Annotated in this window: 11 protein-coding genes; 3 read left to right on the forward strand and 8 right to left on the reverse strand. The window is 38.3% G+C overall.

Going from position 1 to position 17,523, the window contains the following annotated elements; all coding sequences use genetic code 11:
* Window positions 1-11 precede the first annotated feature (11 nt).
* The 8 genes from purM to M9949_01620 all read right to left on the reverse strand — a co-directional run bounded on the left by purM (window position 12) and on the right by M9949_01620 (window position 13,908).
* Window positions 12-1,001, reverse strand: a complete 990-nt coding sequence (gene purM, locus M9949_01585) for a phosphoribosylformylglycinamidine cyclo-ligase (protein ID MCO5250094.1) — start codon at window positions 999-1,001, stop codon at window positions 12-14.
* Between the two features lie 5 nt (window positions 1,002-1,006).
* Window positions 1,007-1,906 (reverse strand): DUF3078 domain-containing protein, encoded by a 900-nt coding sequence (locus M9949_01590; GenBank protein MCO5250095.1) that lies wholly within the window; start codon window positions 1,904-1,906, stop codon window positions 1,007-1,009.
* Between the two features lie 26 nt (window positions 1,907-1,932).
* Window positions 1,933-2,796 (reverse strand): hypothetical protein, encoded by an 864-nt coding sequence (locus M9949_01595; GenBank protein MCO5250096.1) that lies wholly within the window; start codon window positions 2,794-2,796, stop codon window positions 1,933-1,935.
* The gene (locus tag M9949_01600; GenBank protein MCO5250097.1) at window positions 2,793-3,308 is read right to left on the reverse strand and encodes a hypothetical protein; all 516 of its coding nucleotides are present in this window, start codon (window positions 3,306-3,308) and stop codon (window positions 2,793-2,795) included. The genes M9949_01595 and M9949_01600 overlap by 4 nt, the downstream gene beginning before the upstream one ends.
* Before the next feature lie 13 nt (window positions 3,309-3,321).
* Entirely contained in the window at window positions 3,322-5,061 is a 1,740-nt protein-coding gene (locus M9949_01605) for an aminopeptidase P family protein (protein MCO5250098.1), read from the reverse strand.
* Window positions 5,062-5,304: 243 nt separating this feature from the next.
* Window positions 5,305-9,834: a hypothetical protein gene (locus M9949_01610; GenBank protein MCO5250099.1), complete on the reverse strand. Its 4,530-nt coding sequence runs from the start codon at window positions 9,832-9,834 to the stop codon at window positions 5,305-5,307.
* A 376-nt stretch (window positions 9,835-10,210) separates the two neighbouring features.
* Complete coding sequence (locus tag M9949_01615; GenBank protein ID MCO5250100.1) at window positions 10,211-12,862, reverse strand: OmpA family protein; 2,652 nt, start codon at window positions 12,860-12,862, stop codon at window positions 10,211-10,213.
* Between the two features lie 239 nt (window positions 12,863-13,101).
* Entirely contained in the window at window positions 13,102-13,908 is an 807-nt protein-coding gene (locus M9949_01620) for a hypothetical protein (GenBank protein MCO5250101.1), read from the reverse strand.
* Window positions 13,909-13,988: 80 nt separating this feature from the next.
* On the opposite strand from M9949_01620, the gene rsmB reads away from it, so the two are divergent.
* The 3 genes from rsmB (at window position 13,989) to ispD (ending at window position 17,511) form a co-directional block, all read left to right on the forward strand.
* A complete protein-coding gene (rsmB, locus tag M9949_01625; protein ID MCO5250102.1) occupies window positions 13,989-15,347 on the forward strand; it encodes a 16S rRNA (cytosine(967)-C(5))-methyltransferase RsmB in 1,359 nt (452 codons plus the stop codon).
* A gap of 68 nt (window positions 15,348-15,415) precedes the next feature.
* Window positions 15,416-16,723, forward strand: coding sequence for a GWxTD domain-containing protein (locus M9949_01630; protein MCO5250103.1), 1,308 nt, complete (start codon window positions 15,416-15,418; stop codon window positions 16,721-16,723).
* An 86-nt stretch (window positions 16,724-16,809) separates the two neighbouring features.
* A complete protein-coding gene (gene ispD / locus M9949_01635; GenBank protein MCO5250104.1) occupies window positions 16,810-17,511 on the forward strand; it encodes a 2-C-methyl-D-erythritol 4-phosphate cytidylyltransferase in 702 nt (233 codons plus the stop codon).
* The last annotated feature ends 12 nt before the right edge of the window (window positions 17,512-17,523 follow it).

The raw sequence follows: 17,523 nt of genomic DNA on the forward strand, positions 1-17,523 counted from the left end.
ATAATTTAAATTCAAGCAATTTCGCCCATGACAATCGGATTATGCTTGGAAACCGCATCAATCACAATATCGGCATTATTTTTACTTGCAACCAAAATCATTCCGATTCCCAGATTAAAGGCTTTTCTCATTTCTTGGTTGTTAATGCTGCCTGATTTTTGGATTAACTTGAAAATATGAAGAATTTCCCAACTGTTCCAATCAATCTTGAGTTTCATGCCATCAGGAACGATTCGATTTGTGTTACCTTCAATTCCGCCGCCTGTAATGTGCGAAATGCCTGTCAGCGATTCCGATTCTACAAGTGGGAGAACTTCATTAAGATATGACTTGTGAACCGCTAAGAGAGCTTCCCCAATTGTGGTGTCTAATTCATCAATATAATCATTGTGCTTGAATTTGTCCAAGAGAACTGCCCTTGCAAGCGAGTAACCGTTGGTATGCAATCCTGATGAAGTGAGCCCGATGAGGACATCACCTTTTTGGATTTTCGAGCCATTGACAATTTTTTTCTTATCGACAACGCCTACAATAGTGCCAGATATGTCATATTCGCCCGGATTGTAGAGCGAGGGCATTTCCGCTGTCTCGCCACCGATTAGAGCACAATTATTTTCGAGGCAACTGGTGACAAATCCTGAAATAACTTGCTCTGCAATTACAGGTTCTAATTTACCCGTTGCAAAATAATCAAGGAAAAACAAGGGTTTGGCGCCGCAACACAGTATATCATTCACACAGTGATTGACCAAACAGCGTCCGACAGTATTATGAATACCTGTCAAAAAAGCTATTTTTAATTTTGTACCGACACCGTCAGTACTCGCAACCAAAATCGGATGCTCGAATTCATCAAATTTTGCATCATAAAAACCACCGAAAAGCCCAATGTTCGAGAGCACTTTCTCATTGTGAGTAGAGCGTACCAGAGGTTTTATTCTGTCAACTGTTTCTTCGCCGGCGGCAATATCAACGCCGGACTGTTTATAAGTAAATCCCATTTTCTTTAAATTTTATATCCTATTCCAATAGCGAGAACATGTTTTAGTTGTAGTGCGGGACCAATCGTTCCGTTGTCCCTTGTAACGTTAATATTGTGGTCATAAATCATTTCAACCGAAATAGAAGCATTCATATACTTGTTGATTTTGAATGTCATCAAAGTCTCAGAATTAACAACCATTGTAGTGAAATGTTCGTAGGGTGCAAATATAGTCAGCCTTGATTTGAAATTGATATTTTCATATACCTTTCTTTCGTATTGCAAAGCCATAGTAGCACCAAGTTCGCTTTTAATATTTTTGCCGGGTTCGACCCCGTAAGCTCCCTGTGCGGAAAGAGTATCATCAAGAACGAAGATAATTCGGTTAGAAATTGGGGAAAGATACAACTGAAAATAATCATCAGGTTTGTAGCTCATCCCAAGCCCAACATTTAGATAGCCCGGAGACATAAAATTGGATATATACAGGTATTCGCCGGTAATGGCATCAATTTTATCGTAGTTGTAGCCTTTAGTAAATTGAGTTCTAAAGTCGAGCAGGGCGCTATATTCTAATGATTTTGCAGCTTTGTAGCCATAATTAGACACCAATATCAATCTATCATCGCTTTTACGAAGTCCAAATTTGCCTAATTTAGTCATACCATAAGCCATTTCGAGCGAATTTTGAAAACTCGAATTTTCCTTTTTCATATTGGCATGAAGATTTAGGAGGCTACTGACATTGATAGCATTTTGACCGCCACCTGCCCAATTGCTCAATCCTGTATTTGAAAAATTTAAACCAATGAACATACCTTTATCCCAAGTAGAATCAGAGGCTGCCACATTGGCATCTTGAGAATAAACAAAATAATTAAGAAACAAAAAAGTAATCAATAGTGTTAAAAAGATTTTTAGCATAGTTTTATTATGTGTTGTTAAAAATATTATTTTCCATCAATCATAATTATAAGTCTCTTGTCTGATTTCCAGACTATTTCGGGACTTTTAATTTTGAGATAGACATCTCCGCTGGCTTCTTCGACAAGTTCAATCAATCTTTTCGGATGTGATGAAACGAGTTCCTTTATTTTTTGCCCTTTGGGGAAATGCAAAATAGTATCCTTGATAATATCAATTTTGTAGAATTCCAACAGATTAGCATTTGCATTCGGCACATATTTGCCGCCAATTCCCAAGAAACCTTCGCCTTCCATCAAAATGACGCTTCTTTCTTTCAAAACGCGTTCAGTACCATAAGTATAATATGCTGTGTTCTTCTGGATTACAGTTTCTTCAGCAAATTGTTCAGCACGTACTTTTCCTTCAATCGCAACATCACGTTCGCCACGAACAATCGCAATTTCAGTTTCCAATTGGGCGAGTCGTACCCTTTGGCTTTCAATAACTCTGTCTTTTTCAACAATTATGCTTTCCAAAACTTTCAATTTTTCGGCTAATACTTTATTCTCGCCGGAAAGTTTTTTAAGCTGTGATTGGAGTTTATCAATATCTTCGCTTTTACTTTTCAATTGGAAGGAAAGGTATTCGATTTTTTGCATAATCTCAGCCTCGAGATTGTAAGATTCGGATGTGGTAGGTACTTGAGCAAGTTTTGCTAACTCGTCATCAATTTGGTTAATGATTCTAACTGCCGAAGCATAGTTTTTGAGAATACTATCCTGAACAGCAGAAAACTCCTTTTCTTTGCTCATTTCATCAGAAAATGACTCTTCAGGTTTGTCGCCACTTTGGTCGCATGAGACTATAAAGATAACTAACATCATAAAAAGATGTAAGAACTTTTTCATTTACTCTCCTCTATTAAATTATACTTAACTGCACGCGTCGAATCGGAAGTCGTAAGGCTAATCCTGCCATCTCTGCGGGCTGAGAATTTCAAAATCCCGAGAGCATCTGCATTGATTTCGCGAAGTTGCAAATCTATATATCCAACCCCGCGAAGCTTTTTGCCTGCACCGATGTTCAACACAAAATCGTAAGAAAGATTGTCTTGGTCAATGTTTTTGATTTCGAGCATCACAGCCTCTATGCTGCCGTCCATTGACTCACGAGTTCCGTGATAAAACTTTGCGAAATCGTTGAGAGTGATTTGGTAATAATCTGCTTTCAATTCATCGGGTTTAGTAAGGTCAAGCATTTCTTCGCTCTCTTCAATCGGCACAGATACTGTCTGAAAAGTTGTAGTATCCTTAACCAGAAATATCAACATTGCCGCAACCAAAAGTAAAGTGGCAGATATAATTATCAACCAAATTGCTATTTGTTTGTTCTTATAGAACGGTTGCTTTGTTTCATTCATATAAAATTCTTTATTATAATGATTTTGTCTTTTCTTTAAGCCAATTCTTCAACTCATCATCCAACAATGGTGATACTTCATCATAAACTAACTGATGATATTCATTGAACCAATTCAGTTCATCTTGAGTAAGCATTGATACTTTTATAGCGCGAGTATCTATCGGACAAAGAGTCAAATTTACAAATTGTAAAAATTTTCCAAATTCAGTTTCAGTGAAAGGCACTGTCAGAACTAAATTTTCAATTCTTATGCCATATTGTCCTTCTCTGTATAATCCCGGCTCGTTTGATGTTATCATGCCCGGTTCGAGAACAGCCGGGTTTTCGTTCATCCGAATATTTTGTGGTCCTTCGTGAACGTTCATAAAGCAACCTACTCCATGTCCTGTGCCATGTCCGTAATTCATGGCTCTATTCCACATTTCGATTCTTGCCAACACGTCAAGCTGTGAACCGCGTGTATTTATAGGATACTTAGCCAATGACAAATTAATATGCCCTTTGAGCACCAAAGTATAATCAATCATCATTTGGTCAGTAGGTTCGCTCAAACAAAACATCCGCGTGATGTCTGTTGTGCCGTCCAAATATTGTCCTCCCGAATCAAGCAGGAAAAATCCTTCAGCTTTGATTTCAGTATCCGTTTCGGGGGTAGCACCGTAATGAACAATTGCGCCGTTTCCGGCATAACCTGCGATAGTATTGAAACTTTCTCCAAAAAACAACTCTTTCTCGGAGCGGATTTGACGCAATTTTTCACCTGCGGAAACCTCGGTGATTTTTTCTTTGCCCAGAGTATTTTCAAACCAATGAATGAATTCGCACATGGCAACTGCATCGCGACGCATTGCATTTTTGACACCTTGGATTTCGATGTCGTTTTTGCAAGCTTTCATATTAGTTGAAAAGTTCATTCCTTCGATTTTAGTACATTCTGTAGGAATCGCTGTATATAAAGCGTAATTTACTCTTGCGGGGTCAACGTAAACGCGGCTCGAAGCAGCAAATCCCTTTACTGCTGCCAGCAAATCATCATAATTGCAAATTTCGACGCCATCAGATTCGAGTTCGGCTCTGACTTCTGAAGTAAGCTTGCTATCATAGATGTAAAGTTGTGCTTTTTGCAATGTAATGATGCCGTAGCAAACAGCAACAGGATTGAAAGCAACATCTTTGCCACGAATGTTGAAAATCCAACACAAGTCATCTAAAGTAGCAACGACATGAGTGTCAACATTCTTTTGTTTCATTTTGGAGCGGATATCGTTTATTTTTTCAACTCTGCTTTTACCGGCGTATTTCAACTCATGAACAAAAATCTCATTATCCGGAATTGTGGGTCTGTCGGTCCAAATCTGTTCAATCAAATCATGACCGAAAGATGTCTCGACACCATTTTGCTTCAAATCAGCAACAATTCCTTTGGCAAAGGCGGCTTGAACTACCATTCCGTCAAATCCGAGAACGTCACCGCTTTTCAGATTCGATTTTATCCAATCGGGATAATCTTCAACGCCTGTATTACCAACTTTGAAAAGCTCTATTCCGGAGCCTTCCAATTCGTGAGTAGCTTGGAGAAAATACCGTGAGTCTGTAAATAATCCTGCGACTTTGTCAGTTATGACGATAGTTCCTGCAGAACCTGTAAATCCGGAAATCCAAGCTCTCGAAGTCCATCTTTGTGGAACGTATTCGCTGATGTGTGGGTCGGTACTTGGGATAATATAAGCATTGATGCCTAATTCCGCCATTTTTTCCCGTAATTTTTCAATTTTCTGTGTAATTTTCATGACAATCTAAATTAAATAAACATAATTCTCGACAATATAGAACTATAAAAATAGTTTAATTTTCTGAAAAATCAAAATCTTAAGATTCTTTTCTTTTTAAGTTATTGATAATAATGACGGTCTTACTTGCTTTTATCTTAAATTTTGGATAAAAAAAAAGCTGTCCCATAATAAGGACAGCTTAAAATAGTTAAGAAAAGCAGATTATTTAACGATAATCATTTTCTTGGTGTCTTTGAACGGACCGCTTACCATTTCGTAGAAGTAAACGCCACTTGAAAGTTCTTCGACCGGAATGCGAACAGTATATTCACCGCTATTCAAAACGCCTGAGAATGGTACTGATACTAATTCACTTTGTGCATTGTACAATCTGATTTCAGTCGGGATATTACGTCCACCTACTGCGAATACAATGTCAGCGCCTTCGCTGCCAACCGGGTTAGGATTAACTTGACCCAAGTTGTATTTAGTAGCTGAAATTTGAATCGGACGCATAAAGTCAACACAAACTTCATCCAAAGTGACTTTGCAATAAGCATAATTGAAGCTTACACAATGGTCATCTTCTAAGATAGTATGTTCGATAGTTGCTTCTTTATTCTTTACAACAAGGTCGCCATCGGCAGTTGAATAGATAGGAAGGTATGAGTCAAAAACTATTCGAATCATTTCGAGGTCACGATTAAAGTTAGTTGACAAATCTTGAGTACCTTGCATTGTAATGCGGGCAGTTTCACGATTGCTAATAGGATTGAATGAGTACGTTGTACCTGTAATGATATAGCCCATGCCAGCAAAATCATCACCAACTTTAATATTTGCTTGTTGGTTTCCGGCGAGCTTGTTAATTCCTAAGAAGTCCTTGTTGAATGTAACTTCAACTGTGAATTCTGTATTATTACTGCTGCGTACTGCTTTATCGCTTTGGATATAAACAGAGTATCCGATAGCTTCTTTATCACCCGGTGCAACATTGATTTCAGTTTGAGTACCTTGATTGTTACCTCTTGATATTAAGCCTCTACTCAAGAGTTCGTCTGATGTAGCAGTAACTGTCAAAGTTGTTTCGTCTTCAGGCTTGGTAGTTGAAGAAGTAAAAGCTGTCAAATAAAATACACCATTATTGTAAGCAGCATTCGGAGTAAACACAATTTCGATTTCCATTGTTTGCCCCGGTGCTAAAGTAAAAGGAGTAGCAGTCAAAATTTCGAAGTTTTGAGAACTTCCGCCATCATTTCCACCTGCATCTGCAATTTTCAAGTCAGTTACATCGAGAGGTTCGGAACCTTCGTTAGTAATTGATGCTCTCATAAGAATCGGGCGGTTAATACAAGTAACTGCTGTAGCAGGTTGCATACTCGAACCTTCGACTTCTGCAGTACCTGTCCAAACTGAAGTTACTTCAACTTCTGAATCAGAAACTGTAGTCAAGCTTACTTCGAAATTGCCTTGAAGAGTTGCTTCAAATTCACCCGGAACGTTTATAAATTCGCCCGGTTCTAAAGTTATTGGGAAGCTAACTGCATTACCATTTTGGTCTGTCATACCGTTGCGGTCCCAACGGAAAATACCGTTGCCGCCAAATTCTGAGAATGTAGCACCGCCAACTGTATTAGTTACGAAATCTGTAATAACAACATCGTGGTCATTTTCCCAAACATTGTTTGTGAATCTAACCGAACCTGTTTTCTTAGCAGTACCGACAATCATATGACCGAAATCAAAGTCCTCAGTGCTTGTGCGTGGGAACACGCCAATACCGCGTAAAGTACTTGTCGGGTCATCCGGAGCATTGCTATTGAAAGTCAATACCAAACGATGGTCACCGTTAGTAGTCGGATGGAAAGAAATCAATTCAGTAAAATTAGAATTAGGATTAATTCTTCTGTTGAAAATACTTGCTAAAACGCCCGGGTCAGTCAAACTACGACCATCAGAAGTCTTAAATGCTTCACCGTTGACATTTTCAACGATAGTAACACTTGTAATAGTAACTTCAGCAGTTCCATTGTTTTCTAAAGTAATAGCATTGTTTGCTGATGGGTATGGTGCAAAAGCATAAGCTCCGCCTTTTTGGATATATGAATTCGGGTCAACGAGACGTTCTTGCCAATCTTCACTGTTTACTATCAAACCGGGTTGGATACCGCGACCTTTAAGTTCAGTAATATGGTCAGGAATTTGAGTATCGGCTATCCAAGTGATTGAAGCAGTGTAGTCTTGAACCATAGCAGGTTTGAAACTAACTCTAATAGTCTTCACTTCCCCGATTTTGAGGATTAACGGATTCGATTCACTTAGTGTACTAAGGTCGAAATCGGGCATCTCGAATTCAAAAATTTCATCAGTACCTTTGATACCGATTCCGTCTGTCAATTCAATTCCTGTGATTTTCAAAGAAGTAGTTGCTTTATAAGCACCAACATTCGGATTCTCTAAAACCAAATCAACAGTATTGGAGCGGGAATTAACGACTTGTAAATCGAAATCATGGTCAGTAGCATTGATATAAGGATTGCCGATGAATGCTTCAACTAAAGCGAAGTATGTAAATACGCAAGTGTCGCCGGTTGAATTATCAATTACAAGAACACCTACTGAATCCTTGAAATGTCCTTCTTCATTTGCAGTAAAGGTTACGTCAAATTTCACTTCTTGACCTACAGCCAATGGTGCTAAGTTTACATTTTCCAACCCAATCAAATCGAAGTTTTGATATCCGAAAATGTCGCTTGGTTTTTCTTCTTTTATTTTTGAATCAAGAGTTACATAAATTCTATAACGATTTCCAATATCTGTGTCACCTTCGTTACGTAAAGTGAATGTTCTTGTTTCAGTTGCAGGAGGATTTTCGAGTTTGAAAGTTCCATAATGTTCGTAATATGGCGCCAAGGTAGGGCTAATAGCGTAATGTTCGATAACAGTATCTTTACGATTACCCACTCTATCGGTAAATACAAGGTGTGCACGGGCATTCAAAGTAGGCTCCTTAACAATAAGAGTCCAAGTTGTTCTTGGCGATATACCTATTGTATAAGGTTCGACTTTGAAATCGTAATTAAAGCTTTGGCTAATGTCCATATAGATTAGTCCAAGATTAGCACGGTTTTCCGGGTCAATACGCGGTTCGTCAATGACTTCGCCCGCAACATCACCGGAGCAGTCTTGTTGGAAAGTGATATAAGGAGCTAATGTATCAGGTGATTCAAGGTCAGCCGTTGCGACTGAAGTCGGGAAACCATATGAGTCATACCAGTCATAACCATAAGCATAAGCTACGAATGGGTCATTTGCGCGTAGTTTGTAAACACCGTCATATAACAATTTGATAGCTTTTGAATAGTATCTTCTTCCGTCTTCATCGTAATCATTAAAAGGAGTTCCCGGATTACCGGAAAATGCTTCAAGTGGAATCCATCTGAATTGCCCGTCAATAACTTCAGCTATTTCGATATCCTGCGGCATACCACCATCAATAGTTGCTTTATAAACTAAGTTTATAAAATTATCTTTGAATCCAAACCCACCACGAATACCGGGGGTGTTGAATACGATTTCTGTTTGATATTGTTGCAGTGGTGAAAGTTGCAATTGGAAGGGGTCATTTTCAACGCCATCATCATTTTGGCCCGGATTGAATTGCACAACGTTGATAGCTTCATTAGATGAGACTACGACAGGACGCGGAAATTCATCAGCTCCTGTACGAGTTTCCATCCAACCTCTTTCTCTCAGACCACCGGCACTTTGAATTGTACCTGAAGGTAATCCATCGAAAAAGTACTGCGTCATAGGTTTTTTAGCAAAGATTTTTATAATCGCATATTTTTTTCTGCCTTGAATTGGTGTGACGTGGTACTTTTTACCCCAAACATTTTCGGGCAATTCCTGTTCAATAATAAAGTCGCAAGCAGGTGTAAATGATGGGATATAGGCGCAGAAACTGCCGGAGAGTACGTTAACAGGTTTTGTAGCATTAATTGTACTGCCGGTTAGGTCATTGAAAGCTCCTATACCAGGTATTAACCAAACGTCACCTTCGTTTAATGTGTGTCTAATAACTTCATTTGCTCTGAGTTCAGAACCATCTAAAAGTGGTACCCTCGCGTTTTCGAAGCCACCAAGACGAAATGTTACTTTGGTATTATCATAAACACCTACAATACTAGTATATGATGACAACCATTGAAATGTATTGTTAGTAGGGTCTTCGTAAGAAGCAACCTGATATTTTTGACCCAAAGAACTAACAGGCAACGCTAAATAGCCGTCTGAAGTATGTTGGAATCTGGTAACACCATAAACAATAATCGGATAATCAGCAGATACTTTTATAGCTCTACCCTCAAATACCTGAGCGGGTTGCGGTTCTACTCTGTCAGTCTTCGTATAAGGTTGACCTTCAGTTGGTGATAGTATAAACTCAATAACGTCATTCGGGATGGTTACTTTTTGTCTAAAAATTGCCAATCCCGGTATCTCCAAAGTTACTGTTGTTGCAACTGCAGAAGATACATAAATACGGAGTGCGTTGTTCGAACCGCCAGTTTCCCAACAAGGGTGGAATGTAATCCAGAACAATGTACCGGCATTGTTCGAGTTTAGTAATTGTGGCAGATTGGACTTGATATCATCAACACCGGCTTCATCCGCATGTGCCGCTATATTCATCGTTCCTATCAGAACGAAACCAAGTAGCAAGATTGCAAACTTGTTTAGTAAATTCTTCATTTGTACCTCATAAAAGTTAATTATAAAAAAACAATTTTTTGATTTCTATTTTTCGTAACTATTAAATTAATAAACTATTGTGTAATATTCAATTAAATTATGTTCATAAATCTTTTTTTTTGTAAAATTCTTTTTCAATTCATGCCCCAAAAACTACAATTCAAATAACATTTTGTACCTCTCTATTATGTATAAACAATTGAAAATCGATTTTGTCACACCCTTTTTATGAAAAATTTCATTTTTTTTTTAAATTTTTAGTCAAGAATAACTTTATATTTTTGTAAATGATGATTAGGACTGCATTTTGAGATGCAAAAAAAAATGGCAACTTTGAAAAAAAAGTTGCCATTTTGAAAAAAATTTTCGAGTTCTATTAATATTCGCCTTCATATTCTGTAAGTGGAGTTCTTACAATGACCTGAACAGTTCGATTATAAAATCGTCCTTCGGGCAAATCGTTCGAATAAAGTGGGTCTTCCTCACCGACACCATTGCTTGTCAAAGTATGATATTTGCCACCTGTTTGTTTGTTAATCCCATTTCTAACAAAACTGGACCTTCTTTCAGAAAGTTTCTTATTGTGGTCGTACATACCAACAATATCTGTATGACCGATAACATCAATAACTGAAGATGGACGACATCTTTCGTAAACATATTCTTCCATGATACGGGAGTTGATTGGTCCGGCATTATCCGAATCAAATGGGAAAAGAATCAAGTTGTAGGTTTCACGTGTTGTATCAATCGTACCTTCGGTGACCATTCTTGTAGATGATACTTGCATAACAGGAATTGTAACGGGGTCTGATTTACATTCGGCACCTGTTTGTGTTGTGATAACTAATTGAGCGGTGTAAGATACTTCATCTGTAGGATATTCGCGAGCCATATTTGTCCAATTCCAATTTACTTGCTCATCAGTCAATCCGACATCAGTCAAAGTACGCCAGTTTTGATTGTTTCTGGTAATTTCAATTCTTCGCTTTGCAACAAGTTGGTCTTCGATGCCATTTTTCATTTTCCAATTCATTGTGCGTGGTTGAGGTTCAGTGATCGAACCGACGTCAAATACGGGCTTTACTACCTCCCAATCAGTACATCTGATTTCGACACGTCGGTTTTCTTGGACACCGATACTGTCAATTCTTGTACTTGTCGGGTGTGCGGGTTTGCCATGTTTGCCGAGAGTCATACGCGATTCGTCAATTTTCCAAACATCTCTGAAATAGTTGTAAACTTGTTGAGCACGGGCTACGGCAAGTTTTACATCTTTTTCCACTTCCATATCAATAGTTCCGACGATTTCGATTTTTGCATTAGGGTTATTTGTAAGTCTATAACCATAAATATTCATTACGTGATAATACTTGTCGAGAGTACCGCCTAAGATTGTTGTGTCGGTAAAAATTCCTGTTTGGTCATACGAATCTAATAAAATATATCTTTCCGGAATTTCCGAACTTCCTGGCTCGAAGAACACATAGTTAAGAAGCGGATAGAGGTTCCAAGTCTTTGTTTCTTTCATTACAAGACCTCTGAAAGACGCTAACTGTGGTTGCGAAGCTTTGACCATTCGAATGTATTCAGGCTCGTCAACGTCAGCTTCTAATTCGGGTCTTTGACCTAATGTAATTGTAAGTCGTACTTCGTCAGGACGGTTTACTTCGTCCGGGTCTTCAGTGATACCCGGGCGTTCAACTCTTTGCACTACAGTTTTTGTACCATATCTTGGATTGAAAGCAGTTACTTCTAAGTCAACATATGGCAACGAATCTTTAGGATTGCCATAATCTTGATTTGAAATAATCAATTCATGTTCTTTGCGGAAGTTAGTTACACTATCATTGACAGACCTTGCTGTTAATGGATTTTTAACTGTTATTGTAGCAGGGATGAATTCTTGCGAACATTCATCAACGACAGTTGTGATCAAATTCATCGCTTTGAAGAATGAAGGCACAAAAGCCATAAATACGTCGAGACCGCCTTGGTAACCCGGCAAATCAGTACGACGAGAAGAGAAGTATAGTACGTCACCGGAAGCCGGCAATGTAATGAACATTTCATCTTCTTTAGTATTAAGTTGGTCGCCTAAGTTTTCAGGCTTGCCAAATTTGCCGGTAACTTCATCTTTACGTGAAACGTAAAAATCTAATCCACCATAATTTGGACGATGTCCGTCAGAAGAAAAGAAGAGGGTTGAGTTATCTGCTGCAATAAATGGCGAATATTCGGTACCGCTTGTATTGATTTCTTCCAAGTTTTTGGCAGGAAGCCATTCTTCGTTATCATCATCCCAATCGCAATACCAGATATCCATATTTTTCAAAATTGGCTTACCATTACTATTAGGACCTTTACGAGAGGAGACGAAATACAATCTTCGTTGGTCAGGAGAGATTGATGGTTGAGAATCAAAATTGTCTGAGTTTACATTTTTACCTAAATTAATGGGGCGACCCCATTTGTCACCATCAATGATTGAACGATAAATATCGCACGAACCTAATCCGTCAGGACGGTTACAAGCTGTGAAATACAGAGTTTGTCTATCTGCGGCTATCGAGGCGACCCCTTCGTTGAACTCGGTATTTACATTCAAGTAACCGAGACCGGTAATCGTATCAATATTATAAGGAGCAGAAAATACTGTATCGAGCCTATCGCCCTTTTTAGCAGCCCAAAAATCATGCGAAGGTTTACCTTCTTCGTTCAATCTACTTCCGGGTCTGTTTGATACATAAAATAAGGTTCTGCCGTCTGCACTAATTGTTGGTGCATAATCTGCCCCGGCATGATTAATAATTGGACCTAAGTTAATAATTCGAATTCTCTGGTTATCAATGATACCGCCTTGTTGAGACGGGCTATTTACTATCTCGGCACTCATAAGATATGCTTCTCCCATATTATAAGCTAATACAGATTCTGTAAATTCCATACTTTGGGATTTCAAAGTCATAGAACCGATTAGAAAATAAGCCAAAATAATCCATAAGGCTCTGTAGTTGAAACTATGCATAATACCTACCTTTTGTTAACTAATAAAATATTTTTTTATTACAATCAATGTCTTCATCAACATATCCGCATCAGTACGGCATTCTTAAAAATTCAATTTTCATTTATGCAATTTCTTAGAAAATATTTTAAGAATTTGCATTTAAAAAAGTATAAATTACAGCAATTGGAATTAATTCGCAAAGTTTTTCTTGAAAAAAATGAATTTTTCTTAAAAAAAGTGCTATTTTGTTTCGATTTTCACAATTTTAGGCTAAATTCGAACATGATACGCCAAGAATTTACCATAAAATTCTCACCTCTTTCAGAATAATTCGAAATTGGCAACCTGTACATGAAGAATGGACGCAGGAACATCTTGTTATTGACTACGAAATTGAACCCAAGCATAGGTACAATGCTAAATTGGGGCTGATTTACTTCAGGAAATTCATTGTCCTCGATAACAACTTTCGTTTCTTGAGTTCCATCAATAGTTATGTCCACAATAGCACCATTACTAAGCCGAGCGGTAGTTTTGATGAGCTCCTTTTCGTGTTTGATATTCGAGCTTAACGGGAAACCCATGCTGAACCCCAAATCGAAAAATACAAATTTGGCAGGATGAAACTTTAGATGTGGCATAATCGAGAATGATGTGAACTTAGACTCAGCGGTATGCCGAAAGGGAACGGAAATGATTTCGTTGTAGGTGCCATCCTCAGAACTTACGTTAAGTTTTTCGTTTTCAACGAAGGAGTTTTTCAAGCCGAAATCATCGAAAAGCCCCATGATTCCCACGTTGAACATCTCGTCAATGTTGTATTCGTAGTTCAATCCAATGGTATAGCCAAATTTGACGCCGTCTTCGAAAATGCAATCGTCGCACTCTACAAAGTATTTACCGGATTGGAAATTTTGCCCCAAACCTATTACCACACCAAGCTGATAGTAATTGAATAGCTTTTCGGGTTGAATTGGCGATGCCTGAATTTGCGAAATGGCTTTGGTGGTTGATGAAAGTGACACCATAATCACTATCATTAGGGTCTTTAACAATAAGTTCATATCTCTCAACGTAATTAAGTTTTAATATAATGTATTAACTATCTTATTATTTATTTATTATGGAAAAAGTTGCAGACTCGATGGAAAAAATCGAAGAAAGAACAATACAAAACACCGCACGATACCTTGCAGTCAAGCTACTGAACAGATATGACAGGAGTGATTCATATATTGATAAGCTGCTGTCACACGAACTAAGGAACGAATCTCTATCGAGCCAAGACAAAGCTTTGATGACCGAAATTATAAACGGAGTGATAAGATGGCGAGGGAAATTGGACTGGATTTTGACCGGATTTTATCACGGCGATTATCAAAAATGTCTGAATTTAGTCAAAAATGCGATGAGAATTGCAGTTTATCAAATCATGTTTTTGAACCGAATCCCTATACCGGCTGCTATCAATGAGTCCGTAGAGATTGTCAAAACAATTCAGGGCGAAAAAACGGCAGCAATCGTAAATGGTGTCTTAAGAAACATTGCCCGTAACCTTGATAATATTCGTTATCCGGAACGCGGCGACGATGAAATTTATTTCATTTCCGTGATGTTTTCGCACCCTAAATGGATGACAAAACGCTGGATTGAACGTTATGGACTACGAGAAGGCGAAAAATTACTCGACGCCAACAACCAACGTCCATACGTGGCTGTCAGAGTCAACAATTTGCTAAGCAATCCTGAGGAAATCAGAACTATTTTTGAGCAGCATAATGTGTCATTTCGTTTGTGCGAGTATAATGAAAGCTCACTTTTGTTGGACTCGCCCAAATACGATTTAACAGCTTCCGACCTCTTCCGTTCAGGTAAAATCACTATTCAAGACCCTGCTGCTGCAATTGTAGCCCAACTCGCCAATCCCAAAGCCGGAGATTTCGTAATTGATTTGTGTGCTGCACCGGGTGGTAAATCATTTATACTTGCTGAATTGATGCAAAACGAAGGCAAAATTGTTGCCTTAGATAAGCATGAATCTAAATTGCGTTTTATCAACGAAGGTGCCGAAAGGCTCGCAATCAACATTATAAAATGTGACACAGGCGATGCAATCGAATATTCTACCGAAGAACTAGCCGATATGGTGATAGCCGATGTTCCGTGTTCGGGATTAGGCACTATTTCCAAAAAACCTGATATAAAATGGAAACGTGAACCGGAAGAAATCACGAAAATGGTAGTACTTCAACGAAATATTCTCGAAAATGCCGGAAAACTCGTCAAAGCGGGTGGTGTATTGCTTTACTCTACTTGCACTACCGAACCTGAAGAAAATGAAGAAAATGTTCGTTGGTTTTTGGAGCAACATCCTGAATTCGTTCTCGACAATGCTGAAAACCACATTGACAAAAGCCTTTGTAAAGACGGATTCTATGTATCGTTGCCACATATCACCGGGATGGATGGTGCTTTTGGGGCAAGGCTGGTCAAAATTAGTTGATTAATGGCGATAATTTGATTATTAAATTTGAAAAATGTCTTAAATAGACAACAAACAACACTGATAACATGAGAAATCTAAAATTATACTTGTTCATTTTGATTTTTGCTTCATTTGATGCATATGGTCAAATCAGCTCTACAAGAAATATTTCGGGCGACAGATTCTATTTTGATGCTGTAGTTTTTCGCGATGCTGAAATGAATTTGGGACGAGTTGACGTTTATACAGTCTTGCCATATGAAAATCTCAATTTTGAAAAAGACGGTGCTGTATTTAGAGCTGCATATGATATTATTATAGACATAGCCGATGAAGCCGGCATCAATATCACAACATCTAAGAAAGAACGCGTACTCAACGAAACGGACTATTATATAACTCAAGGTGGCACTGCTGCATTCGACTTTACTCAGACAATTTTCACGCTCCCTGCCGGCAAATATAGGGTGAGTGTCATAATTATTGATAAATTCAACAACACTGAATATGAAAAATCACGCGTAGTGACAGTGCTCGACTTCGATTCTTTCGATTTTTCGTTAAGTGGATTGCTATTAGTCAGCTCTATTGAAGAAATTGGTGGCAAATATAAGATTACTCCTCATGTTTCCGACCATATTGGCAATTTAGACGATGGTTTTTTTGTGTTTTTTGAAACATACAATCAAATTGAATCACGAGCTGAAGTTGATTTTGTCTGGGAAGTGCTTGATGCAAACCAGAAAAAAATGATTTACAGTGACCCCATAAGACGGCAAATTCAAACCGGAGCTTCACGCCACTTTATCAAAATTCCGCAAATTGAAGAGCTTGTTTCAGGAACCTATACTTTCCGATTAATCGCAATGAATGCACTCGATAGTGCCGTTTTTTCCGAAGAAAATTATTTAGCCGTTACACAACGTTCGATTAATTACACCCAATCAGTTGCAGGAACGGTACTCTCCGATTTGAATCTGGCAATTAGACAATTGCGGTATGTAGCTTATCAAAATGAGTTACAATATATTAATTCCGGCGAGACAGAAGCAGAACGCCAAAAAAGATTTACCCAGTTTTGGAAAGAACGTGACCCATCACCGGGTACTGAACGAAATGAAGCATTCGATGAATACTACAATCGCATCAATTTTGCAAATAATACATTCAAATCCTATACCGAGGGTTGGATGACTGATATGGGCATGGTTTACATTATTTTTGGACCTCCGATGTCGGCAGATAGACAGTCCGGTTATGGTGACAACAAAAACTACGAACGATGGCTATATGGCAACAATCGAGACTTTTTATTTGTTGATAATAGCGGATTTGGCGATTTCAGATTGGTACGTCCGATGTCAGTTTCGGAAAAATACCGATATCAAAGATAGATTATTTTTAAACGAATATTTATAACAATTCTTACCTTTTTCTTTCTTATTTTAGAGATTATTTAAAATCAAAATTGAAAAAAGTATTGAAAACAACAATAATAATACCGGCAGGTGGAATCGGAAAAAGATTCGGAGCAGACCGCCCAAAACAATTCATCGAATTTGTTGGGGTGCCAATAATTGTCCAAACTATCAGATTATTCGATTCGATTGAAGAAGTAGAATCAATCGTAATACCTGTACATAATGAATGGTACACTTTTACTAAGGAATTAGTAGAAAAATATTCCTTGAGCAAAGTCAAAGACATCATAATTGGTGGAACTGAAAGGCAGCACTCTGTCCATAATGCACTACATACAAAATCAGTCGAAGCGGCAGATTTGATACTTGTGCATGACGCTGTCCGTCCCTTTTGTTCGCCAAAACTCGTTCGGACTATAATCGAAACCGCAGAAGAAACAGGTGCAGCTATTCCGGCTATTAGTGCAAGAGAAACTGTAAAAGAAGTATCGAAAAAAGGCATGGTCGTAAAGACTTTAGACAGAAGCAAACTCGCTTTGATTCAGACCCCACAAGGATATTGGAATGACATTATCCGAAATGCTTATGATAATGCAGCCAAAGCAGGCTTCATTGGAAGCGATTCAGCGGCTTTGGTTGAATTCTTGGGATATAAAGTTACAGTCGTCGATGGCGAGGACAGCAATATCAAAATAACAACTCCATTCGATTACAAAGTTGGACAGCTGATTTTCGAGCATAATAAATCTAACAATTCATAGATATACTGATTT

This window comes from Candidatus Kapaibacterium sp. (assembly GCA_023957315.1).
Taxonomy (GTDB): domain Bacteria; phylum Bacteroidota; class Ignavibacteria; order Kapaibacteriales; family UBA2268; genus PGYU01.

Excerpts from the sequence above, each read along its gene's own strand:
- M9949_01610 (MCO5250099.1), bottom strand. The coding sequence starts at position 9,834 with ATGAAGAATTTACTAAACAAGTTTGCAATCTTGCTACTTGGTTTCGTT.
- M9949_01630 (MCO5250103.1), top strand. The coding sequence starts at position 15,416 with ATGAGAAATCTAAAATTATACTTGTTCATTTTGATTTTTGCTTCATTT.
- M9949_01605 (MCO5250098.1), bottom strand. The coding sequence starts at position 5,061 with ATGGCGGAATTAGGCATCAATGCTTATATTATCCCAAGTACCGACCCA.
- rsmB (MCO5250102.1), top strand. The coding sequence starts at position 13,989 with ATGGAAAAAATCGAAGAAAGAACAATACAAAACACCGCACGATACCTT.
- M9949_01620 (MCO5250101.1), bottom strand. The coding sequence starts at position 13,908 with ATGAACTTATTGTTAAAGACCCTAATGATAGTGATTATGGTGTCACTT.
- M9949_01590 (MCO5250095.1), bottom strand. The coding sequence starts at position 1,906 with ATGCTAAAAATCTTTTTAACACTATTGATTACTTTTTTGTTTCTTAAT.
- purM (MCO5250094.1), bottom strand. The coding sequence starts at position 1,001 with ATGGGATTTACTTATAAACAGTCCGGCGTTGATATTGCCGCCGGCGAA.
- M9949_01600 (MCO5250097.1), bottom strand. The coding sequence starts at position 3,308 with ATGAATGAAACAAAGCAACCGTTCTATAAGAACAAACAAATAGCAATT.
- M9949_01595 (MCO5250096.1), bottom strand. The coding sequence starts at position 2,796 with ATGAAAAAGTTCTTACATCTTTTTATGATGTTAGTTATCTTTATAGTC.
- M9949_01615 (MCO5250100.1), bottom strand. The coding sequence starts at position 12,862 with ATGCATAGTTTCAACTACAGAGCCTTATGGATTATTTTGGCTTATTTT.